The 16,425-nt window shown below is 62.6% G+C and carries 15 protein-coding genes and 1 tRNA gene; 11 read left to right on the top strand and 5 right to left on the bottom strand.

What is annotated here, in order from left to right; all coding sequences use genetic code 11:
* Positions 1-11: 11 nt before the first annotated feature.
* The 5 genes from HGA39_08550 to HGA39_08530 all read left to right on the top strand — a co-directional run bounded on the left by HGA39_08550 (position 12) and on the right by HGA39_08530 (position 3,634).
* The gene (locus HGA39_08550) at positions 12-644 is read left to right on the top strand and encodes a hypothetical protein (protein NTW29393.1); all 633 of its coding nucleotides are present in this window, start codon (positions 12-14) and stop codon (positions 642-644) included.
* A gap of 80 nt (positions 645-724) precedes the next feature.
* Positions 725-1,915: a hypothetical protein gene (locus HGA39_08545; protein ID NTW29392.1), complete on the top strand. Its 1,191-nt coding sequence runs from the start codon at positions 725-727 to the stop codon at positions 1,913-1,915.
* Between the two features lie 133 nt (positions 1,916-2,048).
* A tRNA-Met gene (locus tag HGA39_08540) sits at positions 2,049-2,125 on the top strand.
* 169 nt (positions 2,126-2,294) lie between these two features.
* A complete protein-coding gene (locus tag HGA39_08535; GenBank protein ID NTW29391.1) occupies positions 2,295-3,152 on the top strand; it encodes a DUF3883 domain-containing protein in 858 nt (285 codons plus the stop codon).
* Between the two features lie 146 nt (positions 3,153-3,298).
* Positions 3,299-3,634, top strand: coding sequence for a TfoX/Sxy family protein (locus tag HGA39_08530; GenBank protein ID NTW29390.1), 336 nt, complete (start codon positions 3,299-3,301; stop codon positions 3,632-3,634).
* A gap of 78 nt (positions 3,635-3,712) precedes the next feature.
* Here HGA39_08530 and HGA39_08525 read toward each other — a convergent pair whose 3' ends face one another.
* On the bottom strand, positions 3,713-7,633 hold the full coding sequence (locus HGA39_08525; GenBank protein ID NTW29389.1) for a hypothetical protein: 3,921 nt from the start codon (positions 7,631-7,633) through the stop codon (positions 3,713-3,715).
* 198 nt (positions 7,634-7,831) lie between these two features.
* Between HGA39_08525 and HGA39_08520 the strand changes: the two genes are divergently transcribed.
* Positions 7,832-8,266: a hypothetical protein gene (locus HGA39_08520; GenBank protein NTW29388.1), complete on the top strand. Its 435-nt coding sequence runs from the start codon at positions 7,832-7,834 to the stop codon at positions 8,264-8,266.
* Between the two features lie 79 nt (positions 8,267-8,345).
* On the opposite strand, the gene HGA39_08515 is transcribed toward HGA39_08520, so the two are convergent.
* From HGA39_08515 to HGA39_08505, 3 genes are all read right to left on the bottom strand, one after another.
* Positions 8,346-9,347, bottom strand: coding sequence for a hypothetical protein (locus HGA39_08515; protein ID NTW29387.1), 1,002 nt, complete (start codon positions 9,345-9,347; stop codon positions 8,346-8,348).
* Between the two features lie 33 nt (positions 9,348-9,380).
* On the bottom strand, positions 9,381-10,241 hold the full coding sequence (locus tag HGA39_08510) for an acyltransferase family protein (protein NTW29386.1): 861 nt from the start codon (positions 10,239-10,241) through the stop codon (positions 9,381-9,383).
* Between the two features lie 128 nt (positions 10,242-10,369).
* Entirely contained in the window at positions 10,370-11,251 is an 882-nt protein-coding gene (locus tag HGA39_08505) for an MBL fold metallo-hydrolase (protein NTW29385.1), read from the bottom strand.
* A gap of 98 nt (positions 11,252-11,349) precedes the next feature.
* Between HGA39_08505 and HGA39_08500 the strand changes: the two genes are divergently transcribed.
* The 3 genes from HGA39_08500 to HGA39_08490 all read left to right on the top strand — a co-directional run bounded on the left by HGA39_08500 (position 11,350) and on the right by HGA39_08490 (position 13,811).
* Positions 11,350-11,898 (top strand): LemA family protein, encoded by a 549-nt coding sequence (locus HGA39_08500; protein NTW29384.1) that lies wholly within the window; start codon positions 11,350-11,352, stop codon positions 11,896-11,898.
* Between the two features lie 56 nt (positions 11,899-11,954).
* On the top strand, positions 11,955-12,821 hold the full coding sequence (locus HGA39_08495; protein ID NTW29383.1) for a M48 family metallopeptidase: 867 nt from the start codon (positions 11,955-11,957) through the stop codon (positions 12,819-12,821).
* A gap of 66 nt (positions 12,822-12,887) precedes the next feature.
* Positions 12,888-13,811 (top strand): 1,4-dihydroxy-2-naphthoate polyprenyltransferase, encoded by a 924-nt coding sequence (locus tag HGA39_08490; GenBank protein ID NTW29382.1) that lies wholly within the window; start codon positions 12,888-12,890, stop codon positions 13,809-13,811.
* A 3-nt stretch (positions 13,812-13,814) separates the two neighbouring features.
* On the opposite strand, the gene HGA39_08485 is transcribed toward HGA39_08490, so the two are convergent.
* The gene (locus HGA39_08485) at positions 13,815-14,807 is read right to left on the bottom strand and encodes an ABC transporter substrate-binding protein (GenBank protein NTW29381.1); all 993 of its coding nucleotides are present in this window, start codon (positions 14,805-14,807) and stop codon (positions 13,815-13,817) included.
* 206 nt (positions 14,808-15,013) lie between these two features.
* Between HGA39_08485 and HGA39_08480 the strand changes: the two genes are divergently transcribed.
* Both HGA39_08480 and HGA39_08475 read left to right on the top strand, forming a co-directional pair.
* Positions 15,014-15,610 carry a hypothetical protein gene (locus HGA39_08480; GenBank protein ID NTW29380.1) on the top strand — a complete coding sequence of 199 codons (597 nt, stop codon included), beginning with the start codon at positions 15,014-15,016 and terminating at the stop codon, positions 15,608-15,610.
* Between the two features lie 106 nt (positions 15,611-15,716).
* Positions 15,717-16,425: hypothetical protein (locus HGA39_08475; GenBank protein NTW29379.1), on the top strand; the 709-nt coding region annotated here is incomplete at its 3' end.

The raw sequence follows: 16,425 nt of genomic DNA, 5'->3' as shown, positions 1-16,425 counted from the left end.
AGGGGCTTCAAGTGGCAAATAGGAAGATCGTGGCTCTGCTTGCGCTCGCATTGGCGACGACGGTGACAGCCGGCTGCGCATCCAAGTCTGAGACGTCCGGCGCTACCCAACCCGCAAATACGTCCTCCGGATCGGCTGATGCCGCGAAGGGCGGCAGCGTCAAGGCGATGACCGCCGAGACCACCGCCGAGAAGAACGCTCTCGTCTCGGCAGCGACGCCGCAAGGCCGCAAATGGGCGGCAGGCAACCCGAACGGTACGGAGTCCGCCGCGGGCGATCCGTTCCTTGCGGGCTACAGCGTGTACCTGATCGACGGGAGCTCGTTCTATCAGGTCTGGGTGCTCAACGGGGTCGCGGTTCCGTTTACCGGTAAGACCGGTCCGATGTATGTGAAGAGCGCAAACGACGGATACAATACCGCAGTTTCGGCGGCCTCAAAGAACCAGGAAGCCGCCGTCGCCGCAGCACAAGCCGCCATCAAGGATGTCGCGCCCAACGCGAAACCGGGCGGCACTGGCCAGTTCATCGTGTTCTTCCCCTTCGTCAATAACGCCGCGGGCGGATACTACCCGCACGTCACGGTCTATGCAGTGCCGGGCGTCACCACGGACGGCATCGCCTCGGGTGGGACACAGTACCGCTAGGCCTTCGAAGGCGGCGCGGTTTTCGCTGATATCTTTCACGCGAAGCATGTTCGAAAACACGTGGATCGGAGCGTTGGAGAGTGCTCGACCCAGACAAACACATGAGCGATAGCGGTAAGCGCTGGTCAGACCGATTGTCGGCGAAATCCGCCGGCGTGCTGGTCGCCGGGCTGCTCGTGGTCGCGCTTGCCGTAGGTGTGTTCTCCGGCGGGTTCTTGAGGGAACTCGAATCTGTCGCATCCAATGCGAAGTCGGTGGCCACGCAGATCGTCGACGTTGTCGGCACCTTGACACGTTCCGCATCGCCAGCCGAGAACACCACGGCTTCAGCTGTTCGGCTGGGAACCTACCCGCGAATCGTTCCGACGTCCGGCAGTCAGATCACCGTGCCGACTCAGACGTTCATGTTCAACGGCGCCAAGTACTCCGTGACGCCGAATGTCGACGGAGCCATCTACTGGGGGGCGAAGAAAGCAGAGCGCTCGATGAGCCTGCTTTCCGGCGAGACTCACGTCCAGTGGGTGGATGCCTACTATCGGTTTTTCGCGACGGATCCCGAAGGCCAACCCGTCATCGACTCCGCATGCGAGCAGTTGCGTGCCATCTCGGCGAAGGCCGGGCTTTCCAGCGACCAGTATCTTGAGTTGATCGCCAAGTACGTCCAGTCGATTCCTTATGACAACGCGAAGGCTGATGCGGGGGGCTCGGCACCGTTGTTCCCTGTTGAGACGATCGTTGAGGGCAAGGGTGTGTGTTCGGACAAGTCCGTGCTCCTGGCTGCGCTTCTGGCCCACGAGGGATACGCGGTCGCCCTGCTCGATTTTGCGACGGAGAAGCATATGGCGGTGGGCGTGAAGGGGCCGGGCGTGGCGTACGGCGCGTTGGGTTACCTCTTCCTTGAGACGACATCGCCCGCATACGTCACGGACGTACCCGGGGAGTATTCGGGCGGCATGAGGCTGATATCGCAGCCGCAGACGATCCCGATTGGAACGGGGCAGATTACCTACGGAGGCGCGGCCGATGTCGCGCGCATCGTGAAGGCCCGTACGACCGCCCGATCGGCGGCGGAGGCACTGTTCGCCTCGGCGAGCAAGGAGCGGCTCACGGCGGCGCAGGCAGCCCAGATCAACGCCCAGCTGCAAAACGCGTACAACGCCGAGCTCTACCTGCAGTCCGACGTGGTCGATCAGGTGGGAAATCCCGTCAGTCAGTTCATGGACAGGACTCAGGCGATCCAGTGGCTGAACCAAATGGGCTGGTGGAACTAGATCGGATGTCGCTTCGCGAAATGCAGAGGCCAGTTCAAGGAGTCTCTGAGGTGCGCCCTGAGTTTTGCGGAATCTGTGGACGAGTGCGAGCGGGGTATGATATAAAGGCAGTCCGCGTTTGGCGCGGCATTATTGCGGGGTGGAGCAGTCTGGTAGCTCGTCGGGCTCATAACCCGAAGGTCGTCGGTTCAAATCCGGCCCCCGCGACCAAAGAATATGCAGGTCCGAGACGCGAAAGCGATCGGGCCTGTTTTGTTTGCGGGGCCCGTGTCAACCGATTGTCTACGGGATTCTCGGGCCTGGGGATACGCGATACACTGCTGAGGAGTCTGGCGTCCGCTTCCCTAGACTGCAGGAGTGTTGTCTGACCTTCGAGGGGATGAAGCTGGTGTCGAGAGACTGGTCACAGGTTGAAGTCGAGGCGGTGGTAGCGGACTACTTCGCCATGCTCCAGAAGGAGTTGCGAGGCGAAGCGTTCAACAAGTCTGTACATCGCCGGGCCCTGCTAACCATGTTGGATCAGCGCACGGACGGTTCAGTTGAACGGAAGCACTCAAACATCAGCGCCGTGCTCGTCGAGTTGGATCATCCATACCTGCGCGGATACAAGCCGCTGTACAACTATCAGCGGGCGCTGGTAGATGCCGTTGTCGAGAGACTGTCCGCTGACGGGGAACTTGAGGCATCAGTTCAGGCATCAACGACAGCCGTGGCCCAGGTTCCCTCAGTTTCAGACATACTCGCTCGACTTGTTGATGCCCCCATGCCTTCTACCCCGGCTGCCCCAGTCGTTCGTGAGCATGCGGTCGCCTGGCGCGTTCGGCGTGGTACGAACTATTTGGAGAGAGAAGCACGGAACAGCTCACTTGGTCTTGCGGGCGAGGAGTTCGTTGTGAACTTCGAGAGGGCGAGACTACTGCGAGCCGGTGCGGATCGTTTTGTTGACAGAGTCGAACATGTCTCACTGACCGTGGGCGACGGCCTAGGCTACGACGTGCGTTCGTTTGACAGCGGCGGCTCAGAGCTGCTCATCGAAGTGAAGACCACCGGCTACGGGAAGCTGACACCTTTCTTTCTCTCTCCCAACGAGTTGAATGTCTCTAGACAGAAGTCGTCCAACTATCAGCTCTACAGGGTCTTCGACTTTCGCACAGACCCCCGCCTCTTCGCGGTCAGTGGCGCTCTTGATGTTGCGTGCAATTTGGAGCCGTCACAGTACTTGGCGCGCGTGGGTTGAGCCTTGGTGCATCCAGCTCGCACCCGATTCTCTGCGGCTTGCCTAGCTTCCGGGTCGGCGAGCGCGTCACGGGTAATTTCCGGTGTTTCGAAGTACATGCAGTTAGATACTCAGGCGTCCGCAGCCTCGGGTGATTGGAGGAGTCATTGTCGTCAGAATTGAGCTTCGTCGATTACGTGTGTGACCAGATGCGCGATGCCGGCGCGATCCGCTACCGAAAAATGTTTGGCGAGTTCGCGATCTACTGTGACGACAAGGTGGTCGCCCTCGTGTGCGACGATCAGCTCTTCGTCAAGCCAACACCAGGCGGCCGCGCGTTCCTAGGCGAACCCGTCGAGGCGCCTCCCTACACTGGCGCGAAGCACTACTTCCTCATTGATCGGCTCGATGATCGGGATTGGCTGTCGCAGCTTGTTCAACTCACCGCTCAGGACTTGCCTGAGCCAGAGCCGAAGCTTCGCCGTCCGAGTGGATCCGCGTGAGGGTTGCATAGGCGGCTGTCTCCGGCGAGTACCAGGCGTCCTTATGGTGTCCGAACAGGGTATCGCCGTCATCCGGCCTCAACTCAGGCCATAGCGCTCGCGTGCGATAGCGAGCGCGAGCTTGATGCGGTTGATCTGGTTGGTCTCGGATACGCCCGGATCGTAGTCGATGAAGGTTAGCGTCATCTCCGGGTACTTCTTCTTGACGACCTTCGCGGCGCCGCTCCCGTAGATGTTGCCGGTCAGGCAGCCAAACGCCTGCAGGTAGATGATGTCGCGCACGCCCTGCTCGTACAGTTGGTCGACCAGCGCAAGCAGGGGAGCGTTTGTCGGCAGGACGTCGTTGGAGTCCGGGAACACCGGGCGCGCACCTTCCGAGATGAGCACGTCGAAGATGTGGTTGTTGAGCGATGGGGTGTAGAGCAGGTTGAAGTTGCCCAGCACGCCGATGGGGATCTGGCAGCCTGCCTCGTCGGCGCGTCGGTTGACCGCTTCCCTGAGCTCTACGTCGGCTTCGGCGAACGCATCTCGCACGGCCTTCAGCGCCTCAGGCGACAGATCGAGGCCGGCGCGCGTGGAGGGGAACGCGACGATAGGCAGTGTGGCGCCTTCGGTCTTGGCGAGGCCGTCGCGCAGGACGATCTCGTTTTCCATGCCGCGGCACAAGTAGCAGGTCTGCGCGACGAGGATGCCCGTGTTCTCGATGTCTTCGATCTCGCCGAGGTGCTCGATGACATTGCCGACGAGGGAGACCGTCGAGTAGCACAGGTCGTTGTTGCAGTACCGCAGGCCCGTGTCGGCGCTCGTCGCGGTGACCTCGGGCAGTAGCGTCAGGTCGTATCCGAACGACTTCAGGGCCGCGGCCGCCTTCGCCATGTGGGCGGGGGCGGTGCCGGGGACGATGTATCGGCTCAGCGCCCGGACTGGCCCCGCGGTCTGCTCGGCGAGCTCCTTGGGGATCACGCGGCAGCTGCGTTGCCGGCGGCGGTCGATGGCAGCGCGAAGCGAGCGGAGGCGGATCCTGATCGTCGCGAGGTTGGCCATCTCGTCGAGCTTCAGCCCGGTGTAGAGCTTGCCGTTCGAACGCAAGATCTCGCTCGCTGTGTCGATCGCGAGGGAGTCGACGCCACACCCGAACGAGTACAGGTGTATGAGCTCCATGAGCGGCTTGGAGACGACGTAGTCGCACATGTCGTACAGGAACGCCGGCTGGTGCCACCCGCGCGCGCAGGCGTCCTCGTGCACGGTCCGCGGGATCTTGTGGGACAGGGAGAGCGGCGAGAAGACGACGAACCCGAGGCTGCACAGCAGCTCGTCGATGCCGTGGCTCAAGCCAGGGTCAACATGGTAGGAGTGGCAGGCCAGCAGTGCGCCGCTGGCGTCGTTGTCCTCCATGTAGCCCAGCGCCTCGTCGGCAGCGGCGTGCAGTCTGCCCTCGAAGGCCCGCTGCTCGGCCACGGCAGCGTCGAACGCGCGCCCGATGCTCTCGGCAGAGACCTCGTCTCCGAGGGCGCACAGGCTCCCAAGGAGCGCGTCGCAGATCGCCTGCCTGTCACGGTCGACGTTCATGCCCACCAGGTCGGGCGAGATGACCGGCGTCGTCTCGTCGACCGGGTTGTTGCGGACGACGTCGCCGTAGCGCGACGCGACCGGGCAGGAGAACTCGGCCTCGGTCCGCAACTTGAACCCGGCGTCGATCTGCGGCAGGAAGACCATCTCGGCGCCGCGCTCGATTACCTCGGCGATCTGGCCGAACAGGAGCTTTGACGGGTAGCAGGCGCCCTCGGCGGGGATTGCCGAGATGCCCTTGCGGAACTGGTCGGTGGATGAGAAGTCGGAGACGACCACGTTGTAGCCGAGGCTGGCGATGAAGGTCGTCCAGAACGGCAGCGTCTCGAAGAGCTCGCGCGCGCAGGTGAGGCCGACGGTCTTGGCCGGGGCCGGCGCGACGCTGCCTTTGCGGTAGTCCGCGAGCAGGTCCTGCTCGAGCTTGAAGGTGTTGGGCAGCTTGGCCGCCGCAGCCTGCCCGCTGATCGGCTTCTCGCAGCGGTTACCCGTGATGAACTGGCGCGGCCTGTCGCCGCCGTTGCTGAAGTGGCAGATGGTCAGGCGGCACTGGTTCGTGCAGCCTTTACAGACCGCGGTCTTCTGCCGGGTCTCGAAACTCCCCAGCCTCTTCGACGAGATCACCGTCGAAGGAACGGGATTGCGCACGTAGGAGTCGCGCGCGATCAGCGCGCAACCGTATGCACCCATCAGACCGGAGATGTCGGGGCGCAGCGCCTGCCTGCCGGTGATTCGCTCGAAGGCGGCCAAGACGGCATCGGAGGTGAAGCAGCCACCCTGGACCATGACGCGGTCGCCGAGCTTGTCGAGGTTCGAGAAGCCGATGACCTTGTACAGAGCATTGCGCACGACCGAGTACGCCAACCCTGCCGAGATGTCCTCACGCGGGATACCCTCCTTCTGGGCGTGGCGAACGCGCGACGTCATGAACACCGTGCAGCGGGTTCCCAGATCGACGGGGTGCCGTGCTGCCAAGCCGTCGTCGGAGAACAGGTAGCGGGAGCGCTGGAACTGCTTCGCAAAGCTCTCGATCAGCGCGCCACAACCGGATGAGCAGGCCTCGTTGATGACGATGTCGTCGACCGCCCCGTCGACAATGCGGATGTACTTGATGTCCTGCCCACCGATGTCCAGGATCGAGTCGACGTCGCCGACAAGCTCCTGGCTCGCGCGCAGATGCGCGCTGGTTTCCACGACGCCCTCATCCGCGCCGATCGCGACGAGCAGGGCGTGCTCGCCGTACCCGGTGACCACGCAGCGCCTGATGTGCATCTCGCAGCTGCTGTACTTCGGATTTGGGATTGAGTGGAACACCTTGCCCAGCAACTCTATGGTCTTGGCGATGAATTCGCCGCGATGGCGCTGGTACTCGGAGGCGACGATGTATCCGTCCTCGTCCACCAGTACGACCTTGACGGTGGTCGATCCTGCATCGATTCCCAGATACAGGTCACGGGACTTGGTGCTGATGTCCTTCATCAGCTCGCGGAACTGCCTGCGTTTTGCCAGGCAGTTCTTGTGCTCCGAGACGAACCGGTCCTTGGTCATGCCGTAGTCCAGCAGCGGTGAGAGGTACTCGGCGCTCTCCTCGAACGCGACCGGAGTGCTCTTCACCATGTTCTCAATCTCCGAGAGCATGAAGGTGTTCTTGCCTCTGGAATGCCACGCCACGCCGCGTGCGACGAACGTGTGGGGTTCCTTGGGAACGATGGTTTGCTCCCGAGTAAGCCCGAGGCCCTTTTCGTAGTACTTGGCGAGCAGCGGGTTGTAGAAGAACGGCCCACCAAGGTACACGACGGTGCCTTTGATGGGACGGCCGCACGCCAAGCCGGATATGGTCTGGGTGACGATCGCCTTGTACATTGAGAGAACGATGTCTTGCTTGCGGGCTCCCTGATTGAGCAGGCCACGTACGTCCGTGCGAGCAAACACCGCGCAACGCGACGCGATGGGGTAGGTCGTTATCGAACCCAACGTCTTGGCCGAGAAGTCGCGGCGGCGGATGCCGATGGTGCCTGAAAGCAGATCCAGAAACCCGCCGGTGCCGCCCGCACACGATGAATTCATGCGCTGCTCGACGCCATCGGTCAGGTAGACGATCATAGCGTCCTCGCCGCCGAGTTCGATGACAACGTCAGCCTGCGGGTAGATCTTCTCGACCGTGAGTTTGGTTGCGACTACTTCCTGGATGTGAGGGAATCCCAGTATCTCAGAGAGCAGCATGCCGGCAGATCCGGTCACGGCGACCGAAACTCGTCTGTCGCCCTCGATGTAGAGCATGTTGTGGACCGCCTGCGCGACGGTCTCTTTGATGTTTAATGCGTGCTTCTGGTAGCTCGTTCTGATGACGTTTCCGAGCGGATCGAGCAAAACCAGCTTGATGGTCGTCGAGCCGGCGTCAATCCCCAGCAGCAGGGGTTCTTCATCGGGCATTCAGCACGTTCCTCTTCCATGGGCACCGCGAGTGTATCGCGGCATCGGCTCAAGTATGCCGAATAGGATTCACGTCGGCGAGAGTATTTCTGTCGAAGGTGGCGGGCGGGGTGTTCAGAGCAGGCCACCGCGCGATGGCGTATCGTTACGGAAGTCACGTCGCACACGTACCCTGTCCTTTGTTGAGAGGCGCACGCTGTGGAGATACGTCCGGAACACCGGAGTGGAAAAGACCGGCGCGTTGCTCGGCATTACCGGTTCTTCAACCGCCGCAGTGGCTTCGACCGCCGAAAGTCGGATCCGCTCTTTGCCGCCCTGCGCGACAGCCGGTGGGTGCTTGTCGGCCTGCTCGTGCTGCTCAATGTCATGTCGCTGGCTGACGGGCTCCTCACGGCGTTTTCGCTGTGGCTCGGCATCGCCAAGGAGGGCAACCCGGTTCTTGGAAGCATCCTCGGCGCCAGTCCGCTGCTTGCGGCCTGGTTCAAGGTGGCCGTCATGATCGTCGTCTCCTACGGCATCTGGAGGGGCCGGCGGTACCGAGCGGTTCTAGTACTCGCGCCTATCACGCTCGCGATCTACGCCATGGTGCTCGGCTATCATCTTGGCAGTCTGAACGGCCTCGGGTGGCTATGACCTGCGCTGGGGAAACACCGAGGCCGGTTCCGAAAACGGAGCCGGCCTCGCACATTTCGGGGATCTATTTGGTGAGCGACTACTTGTACTCGATCTTGGCGGTATCGACCAGCCACTTGAGCGCCTTGCCGCCTTGGGCAGCCTTGCGTGCGTCATCAAGCTGGCCGGCTTCTTCGCATGCTTTGCGTGCGGCCGCGTTCTGCTCGGCTGTCTTGCCGCCGAACACGGCGTTGATGTCCTCGTCAGTTACCTCGATTTTGAGGTGATCCGCCAGCGCACCTAGTGCTTCCTGCTGAGCAATCATCTGCCGAGCCTGCATGAGCAGCTGAATATCGAACTGGTTCTGGTCCATGCCCTGCTTCTCGAGGAACTCCTGCTTGGTCATCTTCTGCTGAGCCAATGCCGCCTCGAAACTCGCATTGGCCGCGGCCATGCCCTTCTCGAAGAGGTCGTCGGGAATGCGCCCCTCAAGGCGCTGTGCGAGTGCAGAGGCGCACTGGAAGTACTTGTATTCCTCAACCTTAGGTGCCATCTGTGAGGCCATTTGCTTCTTTAGCATCTCGCGAAACTCGGGGACGGTCTTGGCCCCTGGGATATTCGCGGAGACCCAGATGTCGGTGATGGCCGGGATAATTGGCTGCTGAATCTCAAGGACGGTTACGGTCGCGGTGACCTTGCTCATGATCGGCATTCCGTCTTCGCCAGTCTCGTACGTGGGACCCTCAAAGTCGAACGTTTTGGTTTCGCCGACGCTCATGGAGGCAACCTGCTGCTCGAACTCGTCGGGCATGAGGTTCTGTCCCAGCTGGACCACACGGCCATCCGTGGTAAGTCCCGGGAATGGCTCGCCGTTCTCGGTCGCCGAGACGGCCAGCAAGAGCGCGTCTGTCGGTCGAATTTCCCGATCCTCGATCTTCTCGTATGACGCGTACCCCTCCGCGATCTTCAGGAGCTGTTCGTCAACGGCAGAGTCAGGCACGTCGATCACAGGCAGAGTGATCGTGACGGGTTCGTAAGAGGAGAGCGTGAATTGGTGGTCGGGAGCGTTTGGCTCCGGTGTTGTGGCGTCTTCGTCGGTCATGGTTCCTCCTTGAGTGATTGTGTTGATTGCATGCTACCGCTGAGTGGCGGGAAGCGTAAGGTTGGCGATTCTGCACGCGGGCGAGACGTCGGTCTGAGGCCGACCGTACTCCTCGATAAGTGCCCGCATCGCATCCTCGACATGCTGCGCAAACGAGTCCTCGTCTTCCGGCGTCCCCTCGGCGCTGACGGGGTAGATGGGCTCGCCAACAAAGTAGCGCACTTTGACTGGAAGTGGGAAGTGAATCGCGATTGAGAACGGCAGGGGGATTGGTAGTAGGCCGATCGCCAACGGGTCTCTGTGCTCGGCGTGCGCGGGTCCGATTCGCAGTATCTTCTGGAACCAGAACTTTCCAAACAGCCGGCCGCTGGTCAGGAAGTGAAGCCCGTCGTTGACGCCCACGCCAACGATCGGGATCACCGGCACGCCGGTCGCTATCGCGACGTGGGCAAAGCCGGTTCGATTCTGCCAGTCAATGTGCTCATGGCCGTGTCGGCTGCTCAGGATCTCGGTGACCCCACCCGGGTACGTGAGCACCATTTCGCCGGCGCTGAGGTGACGCACCGCGTTCTCCCGCGTACCGCGAACCGCTCCGACCAGCGCCAAAATGCGGGGGATGATCGGGTACCGGTACCAGATGTGATGGACCATGATGCGTGCCACGCGCCCCGAAGACCGGCAGACCATCCCGGCAAGCAGCAGGTATTCGACGTCCATGCGCCCGTGGTTGCTGACGATCAGAGCTCCGCCGCTGGCTGGCAGCCTCTCGGCGAATCTGATCTCCGCGCGGTGGTAGAACCGCCTGAATTCATTCAGGAAGCGCAGAAGCCATTCGGCGAGCCTGTCGTTGATCCTGTACATGAGCCCCTCGTCGCCCAGTCGTGCGTTGCCCAACAGTACTCCACTTGGCACCGCTCGCAGTCTCTGACACTGCAAAATCGGCACCAACGGGCGTCAGACTGCCTCCTGTGTGGCTTGTGCGTGTCGACGCGAGAAGCCTGACCCCGCGCCCGCGCTCGCGCCTACCGGACCGTCCGCCACCAGCCGGCGTGATCGCGCACGAAGAACTCGATCTGCCCTTGCGTGAGTAGGCTTCCCAAGAAGCCCTTCACGGTGGTGACCGCGAGCCAGTACTGCGCCGAGTTGTCGCCTAGGTCGCGTGCAGCCGAGACGAGCGCGACCGCCTCCTCGGTGGTCTGCTCGCACACGAGCCGGTCCAGCAAGAGCGCCTCGATCTCGGCTAGCTCGGCGAGATGATGGTCGATGTGCGATGCGGCCTCCTCGTGCGCGACCGGGCGGCCATGCGCAGGTAGGAGCCAGTCGGCGTCCGTTTCGCGGATGCGCTCGAGGGACTCGGCAACCAGCGTGGGATCGATGCAGTACGGGAGGCGGTGACGCTCCCACAACTCCGTGATGTAGAGCGCGTCGCCGGTGAAGAGCACGTTGTCGGCGGTGAGGAATCCCGTGTGGCCGAGGGTGTGGCCAGGCAGCCGGATCGCGGTTACGCGCGCGTCGCTGAGGCTCTCGATGTAGCCGTCCACAGGGCAGGGATCACCGCGGAACAGACGTGTCACGAGTGCGTCGGTCGGTTTGGCCCACGAGAACATGCCGCGGATGTTGACCTCGGGGTTCTCGACGAGCGCGGCGTCGTCGCGCGCGACGTGGACGGCGGCCCCGCGCGCACGCAGCTCGGCCGCGCAAGCGAAATGGTCGGTGTGGCCGTGCGTTATCACGAGCCGGTCGAGTGCGATGCCCTCGTACGCCGCTTCATCGGCCGCCGTGTCGATACCCAAGCCGCCGATCAGGCCAGCGTTGGTGAGTCCGGGCAGATACCAAGTGTCGCCGGTGATGTGGATTGCGCCTGAAGGCGTGATCGTGGTGTTCATGCGGAGAAGTATGCGCACACTGCGGCGCGTGCGTCACGCGGGTCTGTTGTTCCGCCGGTCTCGCGGTGGGGAATATATCCACTCTGCATGCCAACTCGTTATCAGGAGGAACTGTCATGACCGGACTCTGGATCGTGCTGGCCATCGTCGTTGTGATCGTGATCGCGCTCGTAGCGGTCTATAACGGGCTGATCACCCGCAGGAACCGCGTGTTCGAGGCCTTGAGCGACATCGACGTCCAGCTCAAACGTCGCTACGACCTCATTCCCAACCTCGTCAACACCGTGAAGGGTTACGCGACACACGAGCGGGAGCTCTTTGAGAAGGTCACCGCCGAACGCGCCGGCCTCATGACCGGCACCACGGGAGAGAAGATCGCTGCAAGCAACCAGCTCACCGAGACGCTGAAGTCCCTCTTCGCCGTCGCGGAAGCCTACCCTGACCTGAAGGCCAACCAGAACTTCCTCTCACTGCAGGTCGAGCTGACCGACACACAGGATAAGATCATGGCCGCGCAGCGCTTCTACAACTCCAACGTGCGGGACTTCAACACGGCGATCCAGGTGTTTCCCACCAACCTGCTTGCGGCCCCTCTGGGCTTCTCTGCATTTGAGTTCATCGAGGCCACCCCGACCGAGACCCAGAACGTCCAGGTCAACTTCTAGCAATGGCGACCACCTATACCGAGATCTCATCGAACAAGCGGCGGACTGTCGTGGTCATGACGATCTTCGTCGCGCTGGTCATCGCGCTCGGCTACGTGTTTGGCGTGGCGCTGGATCTCCCATGGTTGCTGCCACTTGCCATATTGGTGGCGATCGTCCAGTCGTTTGCCTCGTACTGGTGGAGCGACAAGCTCGCGCTGGCGGTATCGGGTGCGCGTGAGGTCGACAAGGCCGCGGCGCCCGAGCTCTACCTCCTCGTCGAGAACCTGTCGATCACCGGCGGACTGCCTACGCCCCGTGTCTACATCATCGATGACCCATCGCCCAATGCGTTTGCCACCGGTCGGGATCCCGCGCATGCGGCGGTGGCCGTCACGACCGGGTTGCTCGGCAAGCTGGACAGGGCTGAACTTGAAGGCGTGCTCGCGCACGAGCTGGCGCATGTCGAGAACTACGACATCCGGCTCTCAAGCGTGGTCGTGGTGCTGGTGGGTTTTGTGGTGCTGCTGGCGGACTTCTTCCTGCGCTACACGTTCTGGTTTGGCGGCGGGCGCAGGCGGGGCGGCGACCAGGGCGGTGGTCAGGCCGGGGCGATCCTGATGCTCGTGGGCATTGTGCTCGCGCTGCTCTCGCCGCTGTTCGCCATGCTCATCCAGCTGGCGGTTTCGCGGAGGCGCGAACTCTTGGCCGACGCGAGCGGCGTCCTGCTCACACGCAACCCCGATGGGCTTGCCGACGCGCTTGCCAAGATCACTGCCGATCCCATTCCGATGCGTCGCGTGAACAAGGCGACGTCGCACTTGTGGATCGCCAACCCGCTGCATGACGAGAGTGGGCATACGCGCGGATGGCTTGCGCGGTTGTTCGACACTCATCCGGATCCGGCCGTCCGCATAGCGAAGTTGAGGGAGATGGCGAGGTAGAGCGCGTTTGCAGTGCATCTGCGCTACAGTATTCGGCGTCACATTCGATCTCGCGAAGAAGGCGCCATGACCCCGCCTGAAAGTGCCGACACCTCCTCAGAAGCCGAGGTGCCGGGTCCGCTGCGCACGTGGTGGCTCGCCATCAGGCCCAAGACGCTGCCGGCAGCAGCTTCCGGCGTTATCGTGGGCACGGTACTGGCGTGGCGCGACGGCGGTTTCGCGCTCGGGCCCGCGCTTGCCGCGCTGGTGGTTGCGGTGCTGCTGCAGATCGCCAGCAACCTCGCTAACGACGTCTACGACGACGAGCGCGGCGCCGACACCGCCGAGCGCCTCGGCCCGCTGAGGGTGACGCAGGCGGGCCTCCTGCGGCGCGATCAGGTCAAGCGCGGCATGAAGGTCGTACTGGTCCTCGCATTTGCGGCCGGGCTCTACCTCACGTACGTGCGCGGCTGGGTGACGCTGGTGATCGGCCTGGCCGCGATCGTCTCGGCGATCGCCTACACGGGCGGCCCGTATCCGCTGGGCTATCACGGGTTGGGCGAGGTGTTCGTCTTTGTGTTCTTCGGCCTGGCCGCGGTGGTGGGCACCTATTGGGTTCAGACCGGCTCCACCACGCCGCTGGTGTGGCTGATGGCGGTGCCGCCGGGCCTGATCGTCACGGCCATCATCATCGTGAACAACCTGCGCGACATCGAACAGGACCGCGTCGCCAACAAACGCACGATCGCCGTGCGCGTCGGCGCGCCTGCGGCCAAGGTCGAGTACGCAGTCTGCCTTGTGGTCGCCTATGCGCTTGTGGCCGCGCTCGTCGCGGTGCGGATGCTTCCGCTGGCCGCCCTCGCCACGTGGTTCTCGGCGCCGTTGGCGATCCGAACGGCGCGCATCGTCTACACGCGCCCGGGCAGGGCGCTCAACGCCGCCCTAGCCTCCACCGGCCAGATCGCGCTCATCTTCAGCGTCCTCTTCGCCCTCAGCATGCTGCTTCCGTAGCGCTTACTTGCCGAGAAGATCCTGCGGCTTGACGTCGGCCTTCAGGTAGCCCCTGGCTTTCATCCAGTCCAGCACGCCCTGGATGTCGGCTGCCGAGGGGGGCGCAGCCATCGGGTACGTGTCCACCTTGTAGCTGGTGGCAAGCGATGCCGGAAGCTGCGCCTTGTCGACCAACAGCTGACGGAACGAGTCCGGGTTGGCGTTGATGTCGGCGACGGCGAGGTTCCACGCTCTCAGAAGCGCATCAACCGAAGCCGAGCCTTCCGGGGTGCCGATGAACTTGGCGTTGACGGCTAGGACGCTTGCGGACAGGTTGGTCTTGGACTTGGTGTCGTCGCCACCCGACACGATTGTTGCTCCCTGCTGGAGCGCGAGTGTGATGAACGGTTCAGGAAGCACAGCCGCCTTGAGCTGGCCGGCCATCATGAGTTGGAAGCGCACGGGGACTTTCGGGACCTGCTCGGCCTTGACGTCGCTCTGCGAGATGCCGACCTGAGACATCAACTCGTCGAGGACGTACTCCGTGATCGTGGAAGATGCGGTGCCCACAGCCACGCCCTTGAGGTCGGCCATCGACTTGATGCCTGAGTTTGGGGCCGCGACAACCGCGAACCGCCCCTGGCTGGGATTGGCGCCGAGCATCACGGTCGGGAGCTTCACAGGGATTCCGCCGGCCTGCAGATTGGCCGCGCTCATGATGTCTGTCATCGACGCCTGGATCGCGCCGGAGGCGAATGCCGCCTCGCGCTCTTGAGCACTCTGGAAGACGACGATTTCAACCTTGGGGAGCCCCTGAGACGTGAAATAGCCCTTCTGCTCGGCTACCCAGAGCGGTAGGGAGTCGGACGTTGCCAGCGTGCCGATTTTGATGGCAGCGGGGGTTACGGCGGACCCGGGTTGTGTGGTCGTGGAGTTCGCGGAACAACCCGTGAGGGCGAAAGCGGCCATGAGGAGCGCGGCCACGGTCGCACGGAAGAGACGATTTGTTCGAGCCATCTGAAGAGCTCCTCTTCTTGCCGGAGAAATAGGCGCACGGAATTATACAATGTAGGTGGGGGAGGTGCTTGTTGGGCATACTCTCCCCGCGTTGCCGGCCATACGTCCTGTGGCGCAGCGCCAAATACATCTTTGAGCGTACGCGCATGGCGGCAAGGTGACGTACCATGGGGGCCAGTAGTTTTCGCGACGAAAGGGGTGCACGTATGCCCGAGGCACGAGTGATCAGGTTCATGAAGTCAGCCCTAGTGGTGGTGTTCGTGCTGGCTCTTGCCGCCGCGATCGTAGGGTGCAGCAAGAAGGCCACGGTGGACACGTCGACCGCGTTGGGCTCTCTGTCTATCGCTCAGTCGACGCTTTCTACGATGGCGCCGGATGCCAAACTGCTGGTCGTCCAGACTGCGGACGTGGTCACCACAACGTCGACACCCGTGTGGGCGTATGTATTCGGCTCTCCGTCGAGTGGTATGACCTACCTCGTCTTCGTTGAGAATGGTCAGCCGTATTCGTACGAGTATGGTGAAGCTTCTCTGACTGCGACGGAGTGGGCCGCTATACCGTCTACCAGCGAGTGGAAGATCAACAGCGACACGGCGTACAAGAACGCCCTGGCTCAGTTCAAGTCCGGCAACGCGAACACCCCGTACGTGATGGGGTTTGTGTCGTACCTGTCTGCGGACGACACTTCGACCATATCGCCGATGGTGTGGAAGGTCATCTTCAACCCGGATTCGATTGATGAGTCAACGGTGGGCGAGTACGATGTCGACGCCAGAACCGGGGCGGTGTCGGTCTCCAAGTGATTGACGAAACGCAGTAGCGTAGAATGGTGGGGCACGGTCTCGCCCGCCACGCACGCAGGAGTCTCATATCAGGCGCATGCACTCACACCGTCTAGCGGCTCTTTGCATGGCAGCGATTCTGCTTGCCTCTGCGTTGATGCCGTCACTTGTCTGGGCTGCGCCTGCCTCTCTGGCCTCGAGTATCGCCGAGAAGCAGGCGCAGGCAGCCGACGCCCAGGTCCAGCTCGAAGCGATGCGCGTGGATCTCGGCAACCAGCTGGCGGAGCTGGCGAAGATCAATGCGCAGGTGGATGCCGCCCGTCAGGATATTGTGGCCTCGAACAACAAGCTCGCCGAGTTGGACGCTTCGGCTCAGATGCGTCTCGAACAGCTGGGCTCGCGGGCCGTTCAGATGTACAAGTCCGGTGGGCTCAGCACGCTTGAAGTCGTCCTGGGGAGTAAGTCCATATCGGATCTGGTCTCAAGGATCTCCTTCTTGGTGGACATGCAAGAACGTGACACCCTGGTTCTTGCCGACGTGCGCAAGACGCGCGCAGAGATCGCCTATCTCAAAGGGCAGCAGGAAGCACAGGCTCAAACGTTGAGCGATCTGCAACGCCAGGCGGATGCCGGCCGAGTACAGATCGAGACCTCCATGGCGAAGCAGCAGGCGTACATGAAGTCGCTCAACAGCGAGATCGCCACACTGGTGCGGCAGCAGGAGGCAGCAAAGGCAGCCGCTGCGGCCGCCTCAGCAGCAGCCGCATCGGCGGCAGCGGCTGCCAACGGAGGCGCGAACGGGCCGTTCATCCCGGCAACCGTCATTTCGGACTCGG

The sequence above is a fragment of the Coriobacteriia bacterium genome, assembly GCA_013336165.1.
Lineage (GTDB): Bacteria > Actinomycetota > Coriobacteriia > Anaerosomatales > JAAXUF01 > JAAXUF01.
The sequence above is the reverse complement of the archived record's forward strand: the minus strand, read 5'-3'. Positions and strand labels throughout refer to the sequence as shown.